Origin of the sequence: Dyadobacter jiangsuensis, assembly GCF_003014695.1 — a bacterium.
In the GTDB taxonomy this organism is placed as follows: Bacteria; Bacteroidota; Bacteroidia; order Cytophagales; family Spirosomataceae; genus Dyadobacter; species Dyadobacter jiangsuensis.
Window position 1 is genome coordinate 128,323 of the sequence record NZ_PYAS01000002.1, and the last position, 19,482, is coordinate 147,804.

The window sequence follows — 19,482 nt, forward strand, 5'->3', positions numbered from 1 at the left end:
CTGAACACGCAATGATTTCCAAAACTTATGCCCCTCAGGAGATAGAGGATAAATGGTACTCCTACTGGATCGAGAACAAGTTCTTTCAGTCGAAACCCAATCCTGACAAAGAACCCTACACCATCGTGATCCCGCCGCCGAACGTCACAGGTGTGCTGCACATGGGGCATATGCTCAACAATACCATTCAGGATATTCTGGTCCGCAAGGCGCGGATGGAAGGCAAAGAGGCTTGCTGGGTGCCCGGTACCGACCACGCTTCCATTGCTACCGAGGCCAAAGTAGTGGCGATGCTCAAAGAGCGCGGCATTAACAAGCGTGACCTTACCCGCGACGAATTCCTTGAATATTGCTGGGAATGGACGCACAAATACGGCGGCATTATCCTCAAACAACTTCGTAAGCTGGGCGCTTCCTGCGACTGGGATCGCACGCGCTTCACCATGGAGCCGGATTTGTACGATTCGGTGATCGACGTTTTCATTGACCTGTATAATAAGGGAGAGATCTACCGCGGTCACCGGATGGTGAACTGGGACCCTCAGGCGCGCACGACCGTGTCCGACGAGGAGGTGATCATGAAGGAAGTGAACCAGAAGCTGGTTTATCTGCGCTATCCTTTAGAAGGGGAGAATGGAGGAGGGAGTATGGAGGAAGGGGTTACTATTGCTACTACGCGGCCGGAGACTATTATGGCCGATGTGGCGATCTGCGTGAACCCGGCCGATGAGCGGTACCAGCATTTGATTGGTAAGAAAGTACTCATTCCATTGATCAACCGGGCTATTCCGATTATCGCGGATGATTATGTGGAAATGGAGTTCGGAACGGGCTGCCTGAAAGTGACGCCTGCGCACGATACGAATGACTATGAACTTGGAAAGCGTCATAATCTGCCGATTATTGATTTGTTGAATGAGGATGGTACTCTGAATGAAAAAGCGCAGATCCTGGTAGGCGAGGACCGTTTCATTGCACGCAAGAAGATCATCAAGTTGCTCGAAGAATCGGGTAACCTCGTGAAAGTGGAGGAATACCGGTCGAATGTAGGGCATTCGGAGCGTACCGATTCGGTGATCGAGCCGCGGCTTTCGGAGCAGTGGTTCCTGAAAATGGAACAGATCAGCAAGCCCGCATTCGAGAATGTGATGAACGATACGGTGCAATTGATCCCCGCGAAATTCAAGAATACCTACCGTCACTGGATGGAAAACGTTCGTGATTGGAATATCAGCCGCCAGCTTTGGTGGGGGCACCGCATTCCGGCTTACTACCTGAACGACGGCACGATGATCGTCGCGAAGTCGAAGCGGGAGGCATTGCGCAAGGCGCAGCACGAATACCAGCTTTTTGCATTGACCGAGGAGGATATCAAGCAGGATGAGGACGTGCTCGACACATGGTTCTCGTCGTGGCTTTGGCCGATCTCCGTGTTCAACGGGATTAAAGAGCCGGAAAATGAAGAAGTGAATTACTATTACCCGACCAATGACCTCGTAACGGCCCCTGAAATCCTTTTCTTCTGGGTGGCGCGGATGATCATCGCGGGCTACGAATACCGCGGCCAGTATCCGTTCAAGAATGTATACCTGACCGGTATCGTTCGCGACAAGCAAGGCCGTAAAATGTCGAAATCGCTGGGTAACTCCCCCGATCCGATCGATCTCATCGATAAATATGGTGCTGACAGTATCCGTACCGGTATGCTTTTCAGCTCCCAGGCGGGTAACGATTTGCCTTACGATGAAAAGCTGATTGAGCAGGGCCGGAATTTTGGTAACAAAATCTGGAATGCATTCCGTTTGGTTAAGGGCTGGACTGTGGACAGCGAGCTTCCTGTTCCGGAAGGTTCGAAACTGGCCGTACAGTGGTTTGAAAGCAAATTGAACCAGACATTGGCCGAAGTGCAGGACCACTTCTCTAAATTCCGCATTTCGGATGCATTGGGTTCCGTTTACAGGCTGATCTGGGACGATTTCTGCGCACAATATCTCGAAATGATCAAGCCGGGCTTCGAGCAGCCGATCGACCTGTCGACCTATGACTCGACGCTTGACTTCTTCGATCGCCTGATGCGTTTGCTGCATCCGTTTATGCCTTTCATTTCGGAGGAAATCTGGCAGAACATCATTGAAAGGGGCGAGAAAGAGTCTATTTGCGTCGCGCATTTCCCGCAGGCCGGAGAGTTTGACCAGGCATTGCTGAATGACTTTGATATATTGTTCGAACTCGTTTCGTCGATCCGTAACCTGCGCAATGCAAAAGGCATTAGCCCCAAAACCGCATTGCCGCTTGCGATCCGCGCCGAATCGAACGAACGTTACAACGCATTGACGCCGCTGATTGAAAAGCTGGCGAATGTAGAGGGCATTAGTTACGTGGTCGGAGAAGCGGAAGGAACGTCATTCCGGGTGAAATCGGATGAGTTCTTTGTGAACCTGGCCGACGAGCTGGATGTAGAAGCGGAGCGTGAAAATCTTCAACGTGAATTGGAATACACCAAAGGCTTCCTCGACTCGGTAATGAAAAAGCTTTCGAACGAACGCTTCGTGGCTAATGCAAAAGGTGATATCGTCGAAAAGGAGAGGGCGAAGCAGGCAGATGCCGAAGCTAAGATCGCCACATTGACCGAGGCGCTGGCACGACTCAAATAAGCGTCAGAAATACAACTTTTTTGTAAAGCACAGGGCATTAGCGCCTTGTGCTTTTTTATTATGCAAGAATACGGTTTTATGTCTGTGTGACATTTAAAAAGTGCAACGGGACGACCACGTAAATGGCTCACCCTTAGGATTAATCAATGAATTAATGGAGATAAAATTATATTCATTTTTAAAAAATTTTATTAGTTCAAACTGTTTGGAAATAGGAAAAATCCGGGTGTAAATTTCCCGCCAATCTCATGTAATTCAATTGACTATGGCGACGAAAACAGTACAGGACCTGGTGGTGCCGGTGGGTGTCACCCTCGACCGGTTTATCATGCACAGCCAAAGCGCGTTTCCCTACGCGACGGGCGAGTTGTCGCAGCTGCTCCGTGACATTGCGCTTGCGGGGAAGATTATCAACCGGGAAATTAACCGCGCGGGGCTGATCGACATTGCGGGCGGCAACGGGACGGAAAATGTGCAGGGTGAAGACCAGCAAAAGCTCGATATCGTCGCCAACGTACGGTTCATTCGTGCTTTGAAGAATGGGGGAGAGGTTTGCGCCATTCTTTCGGAAGAGGAGGAAGATATTATCCACACCGGCAACAATCATGGGAAGTACGTCGTGGCTATGGACCCGCTCGATGGTTCGTCCAACATCGATGTGAATGTTTCGATCGGTTCGATTTTCTCTATTTACAGACGAGTGACGCCTATCAACGGCCCGGCATCGATGGAGGATTTCCTGCAAGGCGGCCGGAAGCAAATCGCGGCGGGCTATATTCTCTACGGCTCATCAACAATGCTCGTTTATTCTACCGGGGATGGTGTGAACGGGTTCACCTTTGACCATTCGCTGGGGGAATTCATTTTATCACACAAAAACATGGGTACGCCCGCCGATGGCAGGATTTACTCGGTGAACGAGGGGCATTACCACAGCTATCCGCCATTTGTACAGCAATATATTGCCCAATGTAAAACCAGAAGTTTCAGCGCACGATATATTGGCTCGCTTGTTGGTGATTTTCATCGGAATATGCTCAAAGGCGGCATTTACCTTTATCCATCCACTAAAAAAGACCCGAAAGGCAAATTACGTTTGCTTTATGAATGTTATCCGCTGGCATTCATAGCTGAAAAGTCGGGTGGTAAGGCGAGCGACGGTTTCGGGAGTATTCTCGATATTGTGCCGCAGTCGTTTCACCAGCGTTCGCCGCTCTACATCGGCTCCGCTGGGCTTGTGGACGACGTTGTGAAGGGCTGATTACCGGCTACCGTTTTAGTTTTCGTAACTTTGCGGAATGCAGACTACGCAAAACTCATTCGAGCAGTTTAAGCTCAACCGCCAATTGCTCAACGCGATTGAAGAAGCAGGTTACACTGAACCAACCCCCATTCAGGAGCAGGCGATACCCGTGGCGCTGGCCGGGCAAGACATTTTGGGCATTGCCCAGACAGGCACCGGCAAGACCGCTGCCTATACATTACCCTTGTTGATGCGCATCAAATATGCCCAGGGACAGCATCCCCGGGCATTGATTTTGGCTCCCACGCGCGAGCTCGCGATGCAAATCTCCGAGGCCATTACGCAGCTGGGCAAATACACCGACATCCGTACGGTGGTACTATATGGCGGCGTAGGCCCGAAAACGCAGATCGAAGCATTGCGTAAAGGCGTCGATATTATTGTGGCGACACCGGGCCGGTTCATGGATTTGTATTTCCAGGAAGAGATCGTCGTCAAGCATTTGAATGTAATGGTGCTCGACGAGGCCGATAAAATGATGGATATGGGCTTTATGCCGCAGATCCGCAAGCTGCTGGAAGTGATTCCGCGCAAAAGGCAGAATATGCTTTTCTCGGCCACGTTTTCAGGTAAAGTAGAGAATCTTTCCTACGAATTCCTCGAATTTCCTACGCGCATCGAAGTCACCCCACAGGCTACTGCCGCGGAAATGGTGACGCAGGCCCTTTACGAAGTGCCTAATTTCCGCACGAAAATCAATCTGTTATCCTATTTATTGGAAGACAAAGAGGCCTTCACACGCGTGCTCGTGTTCACGCGCAGCCGCGAGGTGGCCGGGTTGGTGCATCAAAATTTGTTGAACCGGGTAGTCCCCGAGGCAGAACTTCGCGTAATCCATGCGAACAAAGGCCAGAATACGCGCATTAATGCGATGGAGGCGTTCAGGGAGGGGAATATCAGGGTGATGGTTGCGACGGATGTCGTGGCGCGTGGTATCGATATTACCGAAGTAAGCCATGTGATCAATTTCGACGTGCCTTTAATTTACGAAGATTATGTGCACCGGATCGGCCGGACGGGGCGGGCTAACACCGTGGGCAATGCGATCACCTTCATGACCATCGCGGATGAATACCATATCCGCAAAATCGAAGCGATGATACGTATGGAAATTCCGAGAGCGGAGTTTCCGGACGATGTTTACATTGCCGAGACGCCCTTTCAGGAACGGCAGGATATGCTGCGTGAAATCGATAATCAGCGACGCAAGGAAGATCCGACATTCAAAGGAGCATTTCATGAGAAAAAGCATAGTTACCCGCCTGCCAAGAAGAGTTCGGGGAATACCACTAAGGGCCGCAGGGCTGCGGGCGGAAGAAGTAAACGCCGGTAATGCAATACAATTCCAATAAAACCGTTTAACTTGGACAATAGAAAACCTGTCTTCTATTAAAGTCAATTATGAAAGAGTCTGTTGTAATTTGGCTTGCCCTTTTGATTCCTGTGCTGAGCTTTGCTCAAAACACGCATCTGGCAAGCGCGGGTCCAAGCACAGATACAAACGTTGCCCCCAAAAAGCCCCTTGATTTAAAGGAAAGGCGTATTATCCCGCTCTTCGGGGAAGTGAGTAAGACATCGGAGCAGATTGATGAAGAGATCAAATTCCTGAGCGAATGTGACAAATCATTTTCTAGCCGCACAGAGGCCAGCAGTTTTTTTGCGACCCGTGCGTGGGAATATTTGCAGGAAGGTTCTCTGGATACAGCCTGCTATCGTTTCAATCTCGCCCAACTGTTGAACGACAAGAACGTGGAGGCGTATTGGGGACTCGGGGTTGTATCGTACCAGCGCGAAAACTGGGTGGATGCCAAAAGAATGCTGAGTAAGGGCGTAAGCCTGCAAGGCGACAACGTGCCGCTGCTGGTGGATTTATCGACGGTTGAACTCAAACTGTATGCGATTACCAGCCGGAAAGAGGAGTTGGACGAGGCGGGAGAATTGCTGAAACATGCAGTTTCCATTGATTCCACGTACGCACTTGGGCAGTACAATCTGGCATTGCTGCATTATAATCTCAATGAATTGGATAAGTCATGGGAGCATTTGCATAAAGGCCGGACACTGGATTTCAGCCAGCTCAACCTCGACTTTGTGGAACTTTTAAAAGCCAAGATGCCCGATCCGCAAGGATTTTTCAAATAAGGGGCATGGTTCCGAAATTGGAAAGTCTCCCAAGCGGGAGACTTTTTTTGTTTCTGACGCTCAGTGTGACATTCCACATTATTGGAAGAAGAATCCGGACGGTGCGATTCCAACTTTGACGGAGTCGACCAAACTTCCATCAGCGCGATAACGAACCGCGTAACCTGCCTGCTTGTACGACGGGCTCACGCCGGCGTAAAGTAACCCTTGCGACGGATCGACCGCGAGACCGTAGAACGGCCGTGGGATCAAAGGTGTGACCATGGCGATCTGCGTATCGGAAATGGAGAACTTGTAGGTCGCGCCATGTTCCTTGAAAGCGCTATCATACCATGAAAGCACGAAGAAAATGGATTTCAGGTCGTTGCTGAGTGTAAAATTGCCGGCTGTTTTAGTGCCGCCGGTAGCGATTGGGAGCGTTGCTTCGGTCGCGTTGGTTTCCGTATTGATGCGCAGCATCTTATCGCCCACGTTCACCCACAGTTTCCCATTGGCGTCGATACCGACCGGATTGGCAATACCTGGTGTAGCAATAGGCGATGTTGCTTCATCGGAGTTGGTATTGATAATCGCCAGCTTGTTTCCTACACCCCATTGGGTAGTTCCTACGTAAAGTTTTGCATTGGCATAGGTCAGGTTTTCGGGCCCATCGGATACATTAATTTTCTTCGTAACCTTCTTGGTGGTAAGGTCGATAACCGCAATATAACCAGTCGAATATTTGTCGACGTCGGTTCCCCAGCACGAAACATATGCCTTTCTGCCGACGATCACTACTTCGCGGGGGTTCTCGATATCCGGTGCGCCGATGGTACCTTCGTCTTTGAAAGTGTACCGGTGCACAAACTGCACCTTATCCTGGCCAGTCACGGAGTTATCGACGAGAATAATGCCCTGTTCTTCGGACGCAGCATAATCCTGCACTCCACCTTTCAATGCAGTTCCGTTAGCAGCGGCGAAAATATCAGCGTCGGCTGTGGTACTTTCCCGTGCAAAGTATGATATCCCACCATTATTGTCCTGGAAATTACCTTCATTCGATACGAAAACGCCGCTTATGTAATCGCCCTTCGGAGCGGGGTCGCTTTGGTTACAGGACCATATTGCTAGGGTAGAAAAAGCTATTGCTAATGAACTGGCTAACTGTCTTTTCATTTTCATTGATTTATTGAGAATCGTAACTAAAGGTTAAACTTAATGCAAAACTTCTTCCCGGCATCGCATTATTTCTGACATTTAAATAAAACGTGTCCGTGATGTTGCGGACCTGCCCTTGCAAAACGAGCTTGAATTTGTAAAAGGCAAAGGTGTGCTCGGCCAGGAGATTAAGCAGACCGTAGCCGTCCAGAAACTGTGAATTGTCGAACGTTGTATAGCGTTTGCTGGCCGCCTGCAACTGGCCTGTTAGCTTCGTAGATTTGAACTGGACGAATGCATTGGCATTAGCTGTATGTTCAGGCACATACACCAGCTGTTTACCGATAATGTCCTGCGAGTAATTATCGTAAGCTTTCTCCTGGCTGCTTTTGTTGAATGCATAGCCCGCTTCCAGACCTGTTCGCCAAGGCCCGGTTTGGTGCTGATAGTTCAGTTGCAATTCGATTCCCCGTGCCAATACCTGTTGCAGATTCTCGACGCGGTAGTTTCTGGTAGGGTTCCAGTAAGTCCAGTCTTTAATGCGGTTATGGTAGAAAGTTGCCGAGGTTCGTAATGTGCCGCCGAAAGCCGCTTTAAAAGTCTGTTCAAGGCCTATTTCCTTGTTCCAGCCCGTTTCCGGACGGATATCCGGGTTACCGAGATCTTTCCAGTAACGTTCGTTCAAAGTAGGCACCCGATAGCTGCGGCCATAAGAGCCTTTCGCGACTAGGTTGTAAAGCGTTTTTTGAATTAAACCATATTCCAAGCCAACTGATGGGGTGAATGGGGGATTAAAACCGGTAACGAGCCCCTGCCTGAGGTTAAATGAGGTCGTGACCCTTGCTGTCGGTTGCCAGCGGGTCAGCAGGAAAAAATCGGTGCGGTTCTCGCTCACGGGCGAGCGTGCATACCCGGGCACGCGCGAGCGGTAATGCGTCCATTCTCCACCGGTTTTGACGGCGACGGGATTTAAATCTCCTCCAATATTTAGCGTAAAGTCCTTTTCAATTCTCGAAGAGAACTTATCGGTTACCGAATGATCGGGATTAGCGAGGTCGCCTTTGGCGTAATCGATGATATCGCGCACCCACGCGGTGCGTAGCGTGAGCGTCCGCACCTGATAGCGCACCATCGTACGATAGGCAGTGGTGCGGGTCATTTCACGGCCTTGTACATCGTCGGGCGTGAGCGTCAGCTTATTGTCGGTGAGCCAGGCATGTACAGAAATTTCCTGGTCGTTACGAGAGAGCAGGAACAGATCCTGTACGATGCCTTTTTGAAAAGTTTCCGTAGGTAGGAGTGCGTACGTATTCCGGGTCGGTTTCGGATAATCATTGTTCATCCTACCGTTGTAAAGTGCCGTTTTACCCGAGAAAGCCCATTGGTCACTCAATCGCGCCGCATAACGGACGTCTGTTCTGCTCTGATGATTACGGAAGCTTTCCCGTTGTCTGCCGTCAGACACATGAAATGGCGTGGCCGATGCACGGCTTTCAAGCAAAATACTCCCGCCTACGGCATCGGAACCCACGACGCTTGCCGCAGAGCCATATTGAACCGAAAGCTGGTCGAAACCGGCCACGGGAATGGTGGAAAAATCCGTTTGTCCAAGAGTAGGCGCATTGATATTGAGCCCATTCCACAGTACCGCAGTGTGGTTTGCCGATGTGCCGCGGAATGATGCCGTGCTGAGCTGGCCAGGCCCGTAGTTTTTAAATGCAATAGGAGTATATGCCGATAAAACGTCGCCGATATTCTGATAGCGAACTTGCGTGAGCGAAGCAGAATCGATACGCTGGATTTTCAGGCCGCTCATGAATTTTTGAGGGACAAATCCCTTCACGGTTACCGGGTCAAGAGCGATGGAGTCTTTTTGTGCATAGGCAGTTACTGTGAATGCAAAACTTGCCCACAATATCGAATAACGCACAAATCTTAGGATGGTAAACACGCTGAACCGCAGTGAATTGGCGGTGATCTTTCTGTTTTTTGGGTGCAAAGGTAGGTATTTCCCCTGACTTTCCGTTCTGTGCGATAACTGCTATCTTTGTGCCAAATTCTGATTGCTTTTGGCCGCTTCTACTGAAAATTTCCCGACTGCATCTTCCCTGAAAGGTATTTACCTCATGCTGGGGGCCGCATTTTTCTTCTCGCTTACATCCGCAATTTCGAAATGGCTGGGAAAGGAGTTTCATATCGTGCAGCTGGTTTTTTTCAGGAATATTGTCGGGGTGGTTTTTATTGTTAGTAGTATCTGGCAACGACCGTTAAGACAGGAAGGTGGGAAGTTAGGCTTGCTTATTTTCAGGGGTGTGGTAGGGACATTGTCGCTCTACATGCTTTTTTATGCAATCCAGACGCTTGGACTCGGTCGTGCCTCTACCTACCAATATACCTACCCGATTTTTCTGGCGCTTTTTTCCTGGCTGCTCATCGGCGAAACGCTGAATGGAAAGGAGTGGATGGCCATATTTGTCGGATTTACCGGCATCCTGTTTGTATTCCGGCCCGATCTTTCGTCGTCGCTGCGGGATAATGCCTTGGGACTTGGCAATGCATTGCTGACGGCTATTTCCTACCTGTCGATCCGCCAGCTCGGCGTCGTGTATGATACGCGCGCGATCATCCTTTCATTTATGCTAAGCGGGATTGTAATGCCTATTCTGTCGATGCTGGTCGGGACGTATTATCCCATGGAGCATTTGGATTTTCTGATAGGCACATTCAAATGGCCTGAAAATGTTTGGCATTGGTTGGGTTTTCTCGCATTGGGCCTTACGGCGCTTTTAGGTCAAAAAATGCTTACGCAGTCGTTTACCTACGACAAAGCCGGTCGCGTCGCAGCGGTGGGCTATTCCAATATCCTTTTTTCTGTATTGATTGGCTTTTTGATGGGCGAAGCAATTCCAACATTATCCATGCTGACGGGCATGCTGCTGATCATCACCGGAGGTATTCTGGTGTCTTTGGCTAAAACCAAAAATGCTTAAAGCCGCTCGTTGAATGCCAACCGGTTCATGAACGGATCGATGACGGTTACAGAGATGGCGTCCCAAGGTTCGTGTTCAAGTCCGGGGTGATTGTATTTGTACTGTTTGTCATTCAGCTCCTTGTGGAAATCCCGTACGCCAGTGCATTCGATGAAGACTTTGGCCCCGGGTGTGCTATCGCCGTGATGTTCGGAAAGGTGGAGAACCACACCGCCTCGGGAAACCTGCATGTATAACGGCGCGTCGTTGGAAAACCGGTGTTCCCAATCGATCTGGAAGCCGAGCCAGCCGATGTAAAACTCCCGTGCTTTGGTTTCGTCAAAAATGCGTAAAATTGGGATGACTTTGCTGGCTTCCATGTCGATAGCGTTTTGAGGCTTGGTGCCGGGCGCCGCAAGCGGGCGCCGGGTACGGCAATGATTTGTGGCTGAGATTTGTTAAAGAGAAGAAATCTAAAAAATTACCATGAAACGACTCCTGTCATCACTGATAATATTTCCGGCCATGCTGGTGTTCCTTGCCGGTTTCAAGGCTGATACCGGTAAGGAGCGTGAGGCGGCGGAAGGCATTCAATGGCTGACCATTGAAGAAGCATATGCCAAAATTCAGAAAGAACCCCGCAAAATCCTGATTGACGTCTACACCGACTGGTGCGGATGGTGCAAAGTGATGGATCGGGAAACGTTTAAGGACAAGGCCGTTACTGAATATATCAACAAGAAATATTACGCCGTGAAGCTCGATGCAGAGCAAAAAGGGACGATCAAGTTGGGCGACAAGCAGTTCAAATACCTTGAACAAGGCGGGCGTGGCATCAACGAGATCGCACTGGCATTAACCAACAATCAACCAAGCTACCCTACAACGGTTTTTCTGGACGATCATTTCAACATGATCCAGCCCCTGGCCGGTTACCTGAAAGCCAAAGAGTTTCACCAGATCATCACCTTTTTTGGCGAGGATTACCACAAAAAGCAAGACTTCGAAAGTTATAAATCGAAGACTTACGCGCAGTTGTATCCTGCGAGATAGGCATAATTCATTTCACTCGACTTCCTTATAAATAGTCTTTAATCGACAGTAGCAGATTTGATGCTCTCAAAACTGTATTCTGTTATTTAACTAATTTATATGAAGTGTAGTGAGCTCATCAGAATACTAAAAATTGATGGTTGGTTTATTGTCAGGCAAGAAGGCAGTCATGTCATAATGCGGCATCCCACTAAGAAGGGGCAGGTGTCCGTTCCTAATCATGGCTCGAAAGAAGTGAAGAAAGGACTGTTGGTAGCGTTGTTTAAGAAGGCGGAAATAAAAACCAATAAGAGATGAAGAAGCCTAAAATAGTTTTGGAAGTTATCAGGGAAGAGGAAGGTTTTAGCGCCGTTGCCGACATTGCGGACAAATTCATTGGCACGCAGGGCGATAACATGGAGGAATTAAAACAAAACATCCTCGAAGTGGTCAATCTGACCTTCTCCGAGGATGGCTTCACTTATAATATGGATGAGATCGAATTAAGGTTGCCTATTGAAAAGTCTGCAACTTCACTGCATTAGTTAACGGGGAACATTCTTAAACCGCTTCACCCTCCTGCATTCTTTCCGCATTCTCTGCAATGCGCAGTTTTTCGATCAGCTCCGCTATATCTCCTTCCATTACAGCAGGGAGATTGTAAACGGTATAACCGATGCGGTGGTCGGTAATGCGGCTTTGCGGGTAGTTATAAGTCCGGATTTTGTCGGAACGGTCGCCGCTGCCGACCATCGATTTCCGTTGTGAGCTGATCGCGTCGTTGTGCTTTTTCAGCTCGATCTCATACAGGCGCGAGCGCAGTACACTTAATGCACGATCTTTGTTTTTGAGCTGCGAACGTTCGTCCTGGCAGCTTACTACCAATCCGGATGGAATGTGCGTAAGACGCACCGCAGAATAAGTCGTGTTTACCGATTGTCCTCCCGCACCCGAAGATTGGAAAGTATCGACGCGAATGTCGTTCATATTGATCTGCACATCTACTTCCTCGGCCTCGGGAAGTACGGCCACCGACGCGGCCGATGTGTGGATACGGCCTTGCGATTCCGTTTGAGGCACACGCTGCACGCGGTGCACACCCGATTCGAATTTCATTTTACCGTACACATCTTCTCCCTCGACTTTGCAGATAATCTCTTTATAACCGCCATTAGTGCCTTCGGTGTAATCCATTACCGATGATCGCCAGCCCATTTTCTCGAAGAAGCGCTGATACATCCTGAAAAGGTCACCGGCAAAAATAGCAGCTTCGTCGCCGCCGGTACCGCCGCGGATTTCCAGGATGATGTTCCGGCTGTCGTTAGGATCTTTTGGGATAAGCAATTCCTTAATGGTCTGTTCGAGTTCTTCAAGTTTGGGAACCAGTTCGTCGAGCTCCTCTTTGGCCATTTCGCGCAGATCTTCGTCTTTTTCAGTCGCTATAAGTTCTTTGGTGCCGGCAATGTCCTTCTGCAATTTCTGGTAAAGCGCATATTGCTCCACGATCTTGCCGAGGTCCTTGTATTCCTTGCTGATCTTGGAATAACGTGTAGAATCGGAGACCACTTCCGGTTGTATGATTTGTTGAGAAACCTCTTCAAACCGTTCTTTTATAGCTTCTAATTTATCGATCATCTTTATTGAATATCTTTGGCATCTCGCATTCGGGGCACAAAGATACGCATTTTAGCTAAATGAATGGTTTCAAGGAACTGGCTGCATGCTGTAAGAGAAACCGTTTGATGGATTAAACTAATATTTGGAACAATGAAAAGAATCATATGCATTGCCATGTTGGCGGTCGCCTTCACAGGCTGCGATTTTAAAAGCGGCCGCATCGAAAACACGAAGGAGTTAAGCAGGGAAATAAAAGCCTCGCAGATCAAACGGGTTACCAATGTACAATTGATATCATCGGCCGACGAATGGGGGAAGAAGATCGCACAGATCGCCGAGAAATCGCTGAAAGGCGAGCTCGAAAAGAACCCTGATACCGGACTGGCGCATTGCCGCGATTTGAGCGGCATTCCGGTTATTGCCGCATTGGAAAAGGAATATGGCGTTAAAGTCGAATTGTTTGGCATTAACGACGTAAAGCGCGCTGATTTACACGCCAAGGAACGGGAAATACTCGACGCATACGCTTATAGCGCTAAAAGCAACACCCAGGCGGGCGATAATTTGCAGCAGTTGAACGACAGCTTGCTTGTTTACAACGCGCCCGTTGCCGCAGGAAGCGTCATTTGCAAAAAATGTATGGCTAGTCAGGACACCACTTTCGCCGTCTGGCGACTGCTTTTCAACAAAAAGGAGATTATCAGAAAGCTGGACGCCAAGCAGTTGAAAGATTGATTCCCGTGTGATTTTTTGCTTACTTTAAGAAAACAAAGGATCATGATTACTCAGCAGAAAAAGGGCCTCTCTTACCGGGAAAATGTCTCAGATCCCCTCGTTTTGGAGGAATGGGATGGTAAAATCTATTACCGGAAAGGATACCGCGAGGTTTTGAGCGGAGCCAAAACTGTTGAAGAAATCATGGGAAGCAGTAGCTTACAAGCTGAAATTATTTCCTATATCCTGCAAGTTATCCTGCGGTCTGCCGATCTACGTAAGTATCGTGTGCATACGAGCGAGCCAGGGATTCATATATCGAAACAGGCCAATATGGCTGGGGATATCCTGGTCTACGATAAGTCCGTCCTTACTCCGGAGAAAATCTCGCGGAAATATGCGGACGTGCCTCCGAAAATAGTCATAGAAGTTGATATTAGTATTGAAGCAGAAGGAATTACCGAGATGGGTTATGTTTTCCAGAAATCGGAGCGGCTTATCGACTTTGGTTGTGAAAGGGTGATCTGGGTGTTGAGTGAAATACAGAAAGTGGTCATCTTCACGCCCGGGGCCGAAGCGGAAATTCTGAACTGGTACAGCGATATAGCTGTGCTGCATTATATAACCTTCAATATTGGTACTTATCTGGACTCGGAAGGCATCAGCATTTGATCTGGAAGTCGGTATTGTCGTAAAAATGAAGGGACACTGTTACAATTAGCAGTGTCCCTTCATTTTTATTTCCCTACAACCTGGTAAATATCATACCAATCCTCCCGGCTCAGCTTAATATCCGAAGCGCTCGCTCCATTGCGAATGCGTGCTTCGGATAGCGACCCAATGATGGGTAATGTGCCCAGTTTCATGAGCCAGGCAACCGCGGTTTGTTCGATATTGGCATCGTATTTTTTGCCGACTTCATCCAGTTTGGCCCGCAGCCGCACGGCTTTTTCGTCGGTACCATTCAGAATTTTTCCTCCTGCGAGGGGAGCCCAGGCGAGCGGTTTGCTGAAACTTTGTTTGATAAAATCGATACGGCCGTCTTCGATCGCGGTCGTATTCATCAAATTCAGCTCGATATGGTTCGTAACGATCGGAATCCGGAGGTATGACGCGAGTAGCTGATGCTGGAAAACTGTAAAATTGGCGATGCCAATATGTTTTGCTTTCCCTGAGGTTACGATTTCAGCCAACGCCATCGCTGTTTCTTCAGGATCGGCAAGCAAATCGCTTTGGTGCAGCAGAAAGATATCCAGATAGTCGGTCTTGAGCCTTTTGAGCGAGCCGTTAATGCTATTGATGATGTGCTCACGCGAATTATCGTAGTACGTCAGGTATTTATCATCCGACATCCTGATGCCGCATTTACTGAATAGCACAATATCCTCTCGCTTGAAGGATTTGTTGGCGATGATCTTTCCGAAATGCTCTTCAATCGTATGGTCGCCGTAAACATCAGCATGGTCGAACGTATTAATGCCCAGATCGAGGCAGAGGTTGACCGTTTTTTCAATTTGCGTGGTGGTAACGGCACCTTCGTCGGTCCATCTCCAAAAACCATAAATTGCTTCCGAAACCTTCGGGCCGGAATCACTGAGGCTTACTTTTTTCATCGGTGGTAGTTTGAATTCCTGCAAAAGTATCTATTTCTCCAATCGTTTATCCCTTACGATCAGATAAAAATCATTGTCCAGTTCAAGGTAGCCATAGTCGTAAACGAAGCGGTAAATGCTTCCTTTGAGGGTCGGACGGATGTTCGTAATCAGGTTAAAATCAAAGCCTTTCGCCAGTAAAATGTGCTTGGTCGTTTTGGATTTGTCATCGGGACAAAGCTCTTCCAGAATCCGGCGGTTCTTTCGGAGCTGATTGTTGATGTTCCTCACAATGTTGTAAGAATCCGAATTGAGCCGGTTATTGAAGCTGTTCCGGCACATATCGGAACAAAATTTTTTATCGACCCTACCCGTGAGGGGTTTCCCGCATTCCTGGCAATTGATCATATCCTTTTCGTTTCGCCGGACCGCTTGTAATCCGGGCAGTGTGCATAGATTTTCCTGAACTGCAATATAGTAAAATTCATTTGTGAGGGTCGCCAGCCTGTATTTTTCCGTTTGCAAACGGCTGCAAATACTTTCATATGACTATAAGCGGTTAAAAACCGACTACTGTTTTCCGCTCGCTACACCTTTGCATTGCCGGTTCGCATTGTTTAATCCGGCATTCGTATCCATCATCTAAACATTAGTGAAAATGAACTCGGTAAAATTAATCGGAAATGTAGGTCGTGAAATCAATGTAAGGGAATTTGATGGCGGCAAAATGCTTAGCTTTTCACTGGCGACAGACGAAGGCTATGTTAATAAGGATAAGGAAGAAGTCAAGAATACAGTCTGGCACACGGTAGTCGTGTGGCGGGAACTGGCGCAGCGCTGCGAAACATTTCTGACCACTGGTAAAATGGTCTCTATCGAAGGTCGGCTAACTTATCGGCAATATGTTGACAAGGACAATCGTACGGTAAGACGCACGGAGGTAACCGCGCATAAAGTGGAGGAGATCCAGAAGAAGCAGGAGGCGGCGGTGTGATGTTATGCCCGTGGTGCGAGCGATAACAGGCCTCATGCCTGGTTTCGACATGAGGCCTGTTTTGTGCTTATGAAAGACTTTTTTCGAGAGTCGCTTTCCAGTTACTGTATGCGTCGCGTGTTGCCTGTGCGAGATTTGCGTCGGGCTCGATCGTGCGTAGCGCTGTAAGCCCGACGAATGCCTCTTCGCGGTTTTTGTAATAGCCAAGTCCGAAGCCGGCTGCACGGGCTGCTCCCTGTGCGCCATCGGTATTGTAAAGCTCAACAGTGGCACCGGAGACGTTGGCAAAAGTTTCCCTGAAAACAGGGCTGAGGAACATATTGGCTTCCCCGGCGCGGATGTTCTTGAGAGAAACACCTACCGTTTCCATGATTTCCATGCCGTAATACAGTGCGAAGACAATGCCTTCCTGTGAAGCACGCGTGAAATGGCTTAATCCGTGACGGCTGAACTGAAGTCCTTTAAATGTGCTTCCGGGATCCTGGTTTTCGAGCATACGCTCCGCTCCGTTACCGAATGGAAGACAGAACAGGCCGTCGGAACCCACTGGTGCCTGTGCAGCGAGGTTGTTCATTTCAGGATAAGAGATGTTCCCCTGGAAGAGCGCATTGCGGAGCCAGCCATTCAGGCTTCCGGTCCCGTTTACGCATAGCAAAACGCCATAACGGGACGCCGAAGAAATCGGGTTCACGTGCAGGAAGGTATTGACGCGTGATTTCGGATCGAATTTGATTTGATCGCTGACACCGTAGACTACCCCGGAAGTGCCGGCCGTAGCAGCAACTTCCCCCGGTTCGAGGACATTGAGTGAAAAGGCGTTGTTAGGCTGGTCGCCTGCGCGGTAAGTGACGGGGATGCCTGCCCGCAAACCAAGTTCTGCCGCCGCCGCCGCACTTACTTTTCCTTGTTCGGCGAATGTTGGGAGTATCTCTGGAAGAATGCTTTGGTTGAATCCGAAGTGATCAAAGAGGAAATCGGCCGGACGTTGGTTCACGAAGTCCCAGAAGATTCCCTCGGAAAGTCCCGATGGGGTCGTCACCACTTCCCCCGTCATACGGGCAGCGAGGTAGTCGCCGGGAAGCATGAATTTATGCACTTTCGCGTAAACATCGGGCTCGTTCTGTTTTACCCAACCCAGTTTGGATGCCGTGAAATTGCCCGGGGAGTTGAGTAAATGAGGCAGTACATATTCCTCACCAAGTGCTTCCATGGCCTGGTTACCCACTTCCACAGCGCGGCTGTCGCACCAGATAATGGATGGACGAAGCACATTCAGATTTTCATCCACGACTACCAGCCCGTGCATTTGGTACGATATACCTATTGCACCGACCTCGTCAGGGGATACGTTTGCTTTTTTGATAACAGCCTGAGAGGCAAGACATGCATTTTCCCACCACATCTGAGGCTGCTGTTCGGCAAAACCCGGCTTTGGGGCTGCAATGGTCATTTCCCTTTCAGGATAGAATGCGGAGGCGGCAACTGCCCCGGTATCTGCGTGAATCAAACAAGCTTTGACGGACGAACTGCCTAAATCGAATCCAAGGAAATACATTGCGAAATATGATTATTTTGATTTAAAATGCTTCAATGTTTAAATATAAGTGCTAAAAAGTACAAAAATGTTCAAATAACTTTAAGAAAAGAAACATAATAAGTGTAATTTTTACACTTAAATATAAATGTACTGAATACATACGGGAAAGTGATGTCAGAACAGTCAGAAATTGGGTATATTAATGACTTGATGAAACTAAAGGGTTGATTTTAGGGTCTCCTTTGTGTTTATCTTGCAAGAGGTCAAATATCTATGCGATATTTGAGGAAAATTTCCAGTTGCTGACATCCTTTATCGGGAATTATGAAGAAAGTTGTACAAGTCGTTCTCATTGGTGGGCTGTTTTTGTTGTTTTCGGAGTTTCGTACCGTAGATAGAAAATGGGAGAAGCAGTTCTCCCGCCTCGATCGGGAAGTCAGGGAAAATAGCAAAGCCTATGCAACACTGGGGGATGCAACCAAGACCATCGGGCACCGGCTTACCGGAAGTGTCAATGGAGAAAAGGCTGAGGAATATGCATTCAAGCTTTTGAAAAGCTATGGCTTCACCGATGTGGTCTATCAGCCATTTGAAGTGGAAGCCTGGATGCGGGACACAGTGACACTCTCCATCGCCCCTGGAAGCAGCGACAATTTTCGCGATGTTCCCGTTGTGTCCCTGGCGCATTCGCCCGTAGAGGCTATTCTGCAGGGCGAAATTGTGGATGTAGGCAATGGATTGGAAGAGGATTTTCTTGCCTTGAAGGATAAAGTGAAAGGCAAGATTGCGATGGCGAACATCAATCTGGTGGACGCAACAGGCAAAAAGAACCTTCATCGGTCAGAAAAGACGGCATTGGCGATCAAATATGGTGCAAAGGGAGTGATCATGGTCAATGGTGCGCCGGGCAAGATTTTGCTTACCGGGACTGCATCGGTTACAGGAGCCATTATTTCCATTCCCGCGGTGTGTATATCCAACGAAAGCGGCCATGAGATCAGAAAGTGGATTAAGGACGAAGGTCCTTTGGAAGCGCATATAGACATGCACAACATTTCGAAGCCTATCAAAGCGCGGAATGTAATTGCAACGCTCAAGGGGAAATCGGATGAGAAAGTAATTATCGGCGGTCACCTCGATTCATGGGACCTGGCTACCGGTGCGATTGATAATGGAATCGGCTCATTTGCAGTCATTGACGTGGCCAGAGCATTTAAGGCATTGAAGGTGAAACCGGAGCGGACCATTCAATTTGTGTTGTTCATGGGAGAAGAGCAGGGGTTGCTAGGCTCCAAGCATTTTGTGAACGAACTCAAAAAGTCCGGGACGATCGATAAGGTTTCTTACATGATGAATCTCGACATGACCAATGACCCGAATGGTGCGAATACATTCGGACGGGATGAGATGACTGAATTCTTTGCGACGGTAGGGCAAGCCATTCGTTCGGTAGACAGCGACTACAAAAACGAGACGACGAACAGGGCCGGCCTGCACAGCGACCACCAGCCATTTATGCTGGAAGGTGTTCCCATTGCAGGTTTGTCGGGACACCTCGACCCGAATGTTTTGCAATGCTACCATGCGGATTGTGATGATTTCAGCCTGGTGAACAAGGATCAGCTGGAAAATACCGTGCGCATTGCTTCTATGTACCTGTACGCACTATCCAATGCAGAGAATATTGCGGTGAAGAAATTGTCGGACCAGAAAACCCGCGACTACCTGATATCGCAAGGACTGAAAGAAGAATTGATTATCGGCCAGGAGTGGCGCTGGGAACAGTAGCTA

The 19,482-nt window shown here is 48.7% G+C and carries 19 protein-coding genes; 12 read left to right on the plus strand and 7 right to left on the minus strand.

The features are described 5' to 3' along the window. Positions 1-11 precede the first annotated feature (11 nt). The 4 genes from CLV60_RS03795 (at position 12) to CLV60_RS03810 (ending at position 6,099) form a co-directional block, all read left to right on the plus strand. Positions 12-2,654, plus strand: coding sequence for a valine--tRNA ligase (locus tag CLV60_RS03795; protein WP_106594077.1), 2,643 nt, complete (start codon positions 12-14; stop codon positions 2,652-2,654). 265 nt (positions 2,655-2,919) lie between these two features. Next, the gene (fbp, locus tag CLV60_RS03800; protein ID WP_106594078.1) at positions 2,920-3,915 is read left to right on the plus strand and encodes a class 1 fructose-bisphosphatase; all 996 of its coding nucleotides are present in this window, start codon (positions 2,920-2,922) and stop codon (positions 3,913-3,915) included. Between the two features lie 37 nt (positions 3,916-3,952). Then, entirely contained in the window at positions 3,953-5,290 is a 1,338-nt protein-coding gene (locus tag CLV60_RS03805; RefSeq protein ID WP_106594079.1) for a DEAD/DEAH box helicase, read from the plus strand. A gap of 68 nt (positions 5,291-5,358) precedes the next feature. Then, the gene (locus CLV60_RS03810; RefSeq protein WP_229210807.1) at positions 5,359-6,099 is read left to right on the plus strand and encodes a tetratricopeptide repeat protein; all 741 of its coding nucleotides are present in this window, start codon (positions 5,359-5,361) and stop codon (positions 6,097-6,099) included. 78 nt (positions 6,100-6,177) lie between these two features. Here CLV60_RS03810 and CLV60_RS03815 read toward each other — a convergent pair whose 3' ends face one another. Together CLV60_RS03815 and CLV60_RS03820 are read right to left on the minus strand one after the other, a co-directional pair. After that, the gene (locus CLV60_RS03815) at positions 6,178-7,254 is read right to left on the minus strand and encodes a DUF5074 domain-containing protein (RefSeq protein WP_229210808.1); all 1,077 of its coding nucleotides are present in this window, start codon (positions 7,252-7,254) and stop codon (positions 6,178-6,180) included. Positions 7,255-7,264: 10 nt separating this feature from the next. Next, complete coding sequence (locus CLV60_RS03820; protein ID WP_229210809.1) at positions 7,265-9,235, minus strand: TonB-dependent receptor plug domain-containing protein; 1,971 nt, start codon at positions 9,233-9,235, stop codon at positions 7,265-7,267. Positions 9,236-9,305: 70 nt separating this feature from the next. On the opposite strand from CLV60_RS03820, the gene CLV60_RS03825 reads away from it, so the two are divergent. After that, the gene (locus CLV60_RS03825; RefSeq protein WP_229210810.1) at positions 9,306-10,226 is read left to right on the plus strand and encodes a DMT family transporter; all 921 of its coding nucleotides are present in this window, start codon (positions 9,306-9,308) and stop codon (positions 10,224-10,226) included. On the opposite strand, the gene CLV60_RS03830 is transcribed toward CLV60_RS03825, so the two are convergent. Continuing rightward, positions 10,223-10,585, minus strand: coding sequence for a glyoxalase superfamily protein (locus CLV60_RS03830; protein ID WP_106594081.1), 363 nt, complete (start codon positions 10,583-10,585; stop codon positions 10,223-10,225). The genes CLV60_RS03825 and CLV60_RS03830 overlap by 4 nt on opposite strands. Positions 10,586-10,691: 106 nt before the next feature. Between CLV60_RS03830 and CLV60_RS03835 the strand changes: the two genes are divergently transcribed. From CLV60_RS03835 to CLV60_RS03845, 3 genes are all read left to right on the plus strand, one after another. Continuing rightward, positions 10,692-11,258 (plus strand): thioredoxin family protein, encoded by a 567-nt coding sequence (locus CLV60_RS03835; RefSeq protein ID WP_106594082.1) that lies wholly within the window; start codon positions 10,692-10,694, stop codon positions 11,256-11,258. A gap of 99 nt (positions 11,259-11,357) precedes the next feature. Further along, the gene (locus tag CLV60_RS03840; protein WP_106594083.1) at positions 11,358-11,555 is read left to right on the plus strand and encodes a type II toxin-antitoxin system HicA family toxin; all 198 of its coding nucleotides are present in this window, start codon (positions 11,358-11,360) and stop codon (positions 11,553-11,555) included. Next, positions 11,552-11,782: a hypothetical protein gene (locus CLV60_RS03845; protein ID WP_106594084.1), complete on the plus strand. Its 231-nt coding sequence runs from the start codon at positions 11,552-11,554 to the stop codon at positions 11,780-11,782. Before CLV60_RS03840 ends, CLV60_RS03845 begins: the two co-directional genes overlap by 4 nt. A 16-nt stretch (positions 11,783-11,798) precedes the next feature. Here the strand turns inward: CLV60_RS03845 and prfA are convergent, their stop codons facing one another. Then, a complete protein-coding gene (prfA, locus tag CLV60_RS03850; RefSeq protein WP_106594085.1) occupies positions 11,799-12,872 on the minus strand; it encodes a peptide chain release factor 1 in 1,074 nt (357 codons plus the stop codon). Positions 12,873-13,004: 132 nt separating this feature from the next. Between prfA and CLV60_RS03855 the strand changes: the two genes are divergently transcribed. Further along, positions 13,005-13,589, plus strand: a complete 585-nt coding sequence (locus CLV60_RS03855) for a hypothetical protein (RefSeq protein ID WP_106594086.1) — start codon at positions 13,005-13,007, stop codon at positions 13,587-13,589. 42 nt (positions 13,590-13,631) lie between these two features. Continuing rightward, on the plus strand, positions 13,632-14,240 hold the full coding sequence (locus tag CLV60_RS03860) for a Uma2 family endonuclease (protein WP_106594087.1): 609 nt from the start codon (positions 13,632-13,634) through the stop codon (positions 14,238-14,240). Positions 14,241-14,305: 65 nt separating this feature from the next. Here CLV60_RS03860 and CLV60_RS03865 read toward each other — a convergent pair whose 3' ends face one another. Together CLV60_RS03865 and CLV60_RS03870 are read right to left on the minus strand one after the other, a co-directional pair. Next, positions 14,306-15,181, minus strand: coding sequence for an aldo/keto reductase (locus CLV60_RS03865; protein ID WP_106594088.1), 876 nt, complete (start codon positions 15,179-15,181; stop codon positions 14,306-14,308). Positions 15,182-15,211: 30 nt separating this feature from the next. Beyond that, positions 15,212-15,568, minus strand: a complete 357-nt coding sequence (locus tag CLV60_RS03870; RefSeq protein WP_106594481.1) for a DNA gyrase inhibitor YacG — start codon at positions 15,566-15,568, stop codon at positions 15,212-15,214. 250 nt (positions 15,569-15,818) lie between these two features. Here CLV60_RS03870 and CLV60_RS03875 point away from each other — a divergent pair, with 250 nt between their 5' ends. Next, positions 15,819-16,154, plus strand: a complete 336-nt coding sequence (locus CLV60_RS03875; protein WP_106594089.1) for a single-stranded DNA-binding protein — start codon at positions 15,819-15,821, stop codon at positions 16,152-16,154. A gap of 67 nt (positions 16,155-16,221) precedes the next feature. Here the strand turns inward: CLV60_RS03875 and CLV60_RS03880 are convergent, their stop codons facing one another. Further along, positions 16,222-17,709, minus strand: a complete 1,488-nt coding sequence (locus CLV60_RS03880; protein WP_106594090.1) for a xylulokinase — start codon at positions 17,707-17,709, stop codon at positions 16,222-16,224. A 306-nt stretch (positions 17,710-18,015) separates the two neighbouring features. Here CLV60_RS03880 and CLV60_RS03885 point away from each other — a divergent pair, with 306 nt between their 5' ends. Further along, entirely contained in the window at positions 18,016-19,479 is a 1,464-nt protein-coding gene (locus CLV60_RS03885) for a M20/M25/M40 family metallo-hydrolase (protein WP_106594091.1), read from the plus strand. The last annotated feature ends 3 nt before the right edge of the window (positions 19,480-19,482 follow it).

What these genes read in the sequence shown, in the direction of transcription:
- CLV60_RS03795 (WP_106594077.1), top strand. Translation starts at nt 12, where the DNA reads ATGATTTCCAAAACTTATGCCCCTCAGGAGATAGAGGATAAATGGTAC.
- fbp (WP_106594078.1), top strand. Translation starts at nt 2,920, where the DNA reads ATGGCGACGAAAACAGTACAGGACCTGGTGGTGCCGGTGGGTGTCACC.
- CLV60_RS03805 (WP_106594079.1), top strand. Translation starts at nt 3,953, where the DNA reads ATGCAGACTACGCAAAACTCATTCGAGCAGTTTAAGCTCAACCGCCAA.
- CLV60_RS03810 (WP_229210807.1), top strand. Translation starts at nt 5,359, where the DNA reads ATGAAAGAGTCTGTTGTAATTTGGCTTGCCCTTTTGATTCCTGTGCTG.
- CLV60_RS03815 (WP_229210808.1), bottom strand. Translation starts at nt 7,254, where the DNA reads ATGAAAAGACAGTTAGCCAGTTCATTAGCAATAGCTTTTTCTACCCTA.
- CLV60_RS03830 (WP_106594081.1), bottom strand. Translation starts at nt 10,585, where the DNA reads ATGGAAGCCAGCAAAGTCATCCCAATTTTACGCATTTTTGACGAAACC.
- CLV60_RS03835 (WP_106594082.1), top strand. Translation starts at nt 10,692, where the DNA reads ATGAAACGACTCCTGTCATCACTGATAATATTTCCGGCCATGCTGGTG.
- CLV60_RS03840 (WP_106594083.1), top strand. Translation starts at nt 11,358, where the DNA reads ATGAAGTGTAGTGAGCTCATCAGAATACTAAAAATTGATGGTTGGTTT.
- CLV60_RS03845 (WP_106594084.1), top strand. Translation starts at nt 11,552, where the DNA reads ATGAAGAAGCCTAAAATAGTTTTGGAAGTTATCAGGGAAGAGGAAGGT.
- prfA (WP_106594085.1), bottom strand. Translation starts at nt 12,872, where the DNA reads ATGATCGATAAATTAGAAGCTATAAAAGAACGGTTTGAAGAGGTTTCT.
- CLV60_RS03855 (WP_106594086.1), top strand. Translation starts at nt 13,005, where the DNA reads ATGAAAAGAATCATATGCATTGCCATGTTGGCGGTCGCCTTCACAGGC.
- CLV60_RS03860 (WP_106594087.1), top strand. Translation starts at nt 13,632, where the DNA reads ATGATTACTCAGCAGAAAAAGGGCCTCTCTTACCGGGAAAATGTCTCA.
- CLV60_RS03865 (WP_106594088.1), bottom strand. Translation starts at nt 15,181, where the DNA reads ATGAAAAAAGTAAGCCTCAGTGATTCCGGCCCGAAGGTTTCGGAAGCA.
- CLV60_RS03870 (WP_106594481.1), bottom strand. Translation starts at nt 15,568, where the DNA reads ATGATCAATTGCCAGGAATGCGGGAAACCCCTCACGGGTAGGGTCGAT.
- CLV60_RS03875 (WP_106594089.1), top strand. Translation starts at nt 15,819, where the DNA reads ATGAACTCGGTAAAATTAATCGGAAATGTAGGTCGTGAAATCAATGTA.
- CLV60_RS03880 (WP_106594090.1), bottom strand. Translation starts at nt 17,709, where the DNA reads ATGTATTTCCTTGGATTCGATTTAGGCAGTTCGTCCGTCAAAGCTTGT.
- CLV60_RS03885 (WP_106594091.1), top strand. Translation starts at nt 18,016, where the DNA reads ATGAAGAAAGTTGTACAAGTCGTTCTCATTGGTGGGCTGTTTTTGTTG.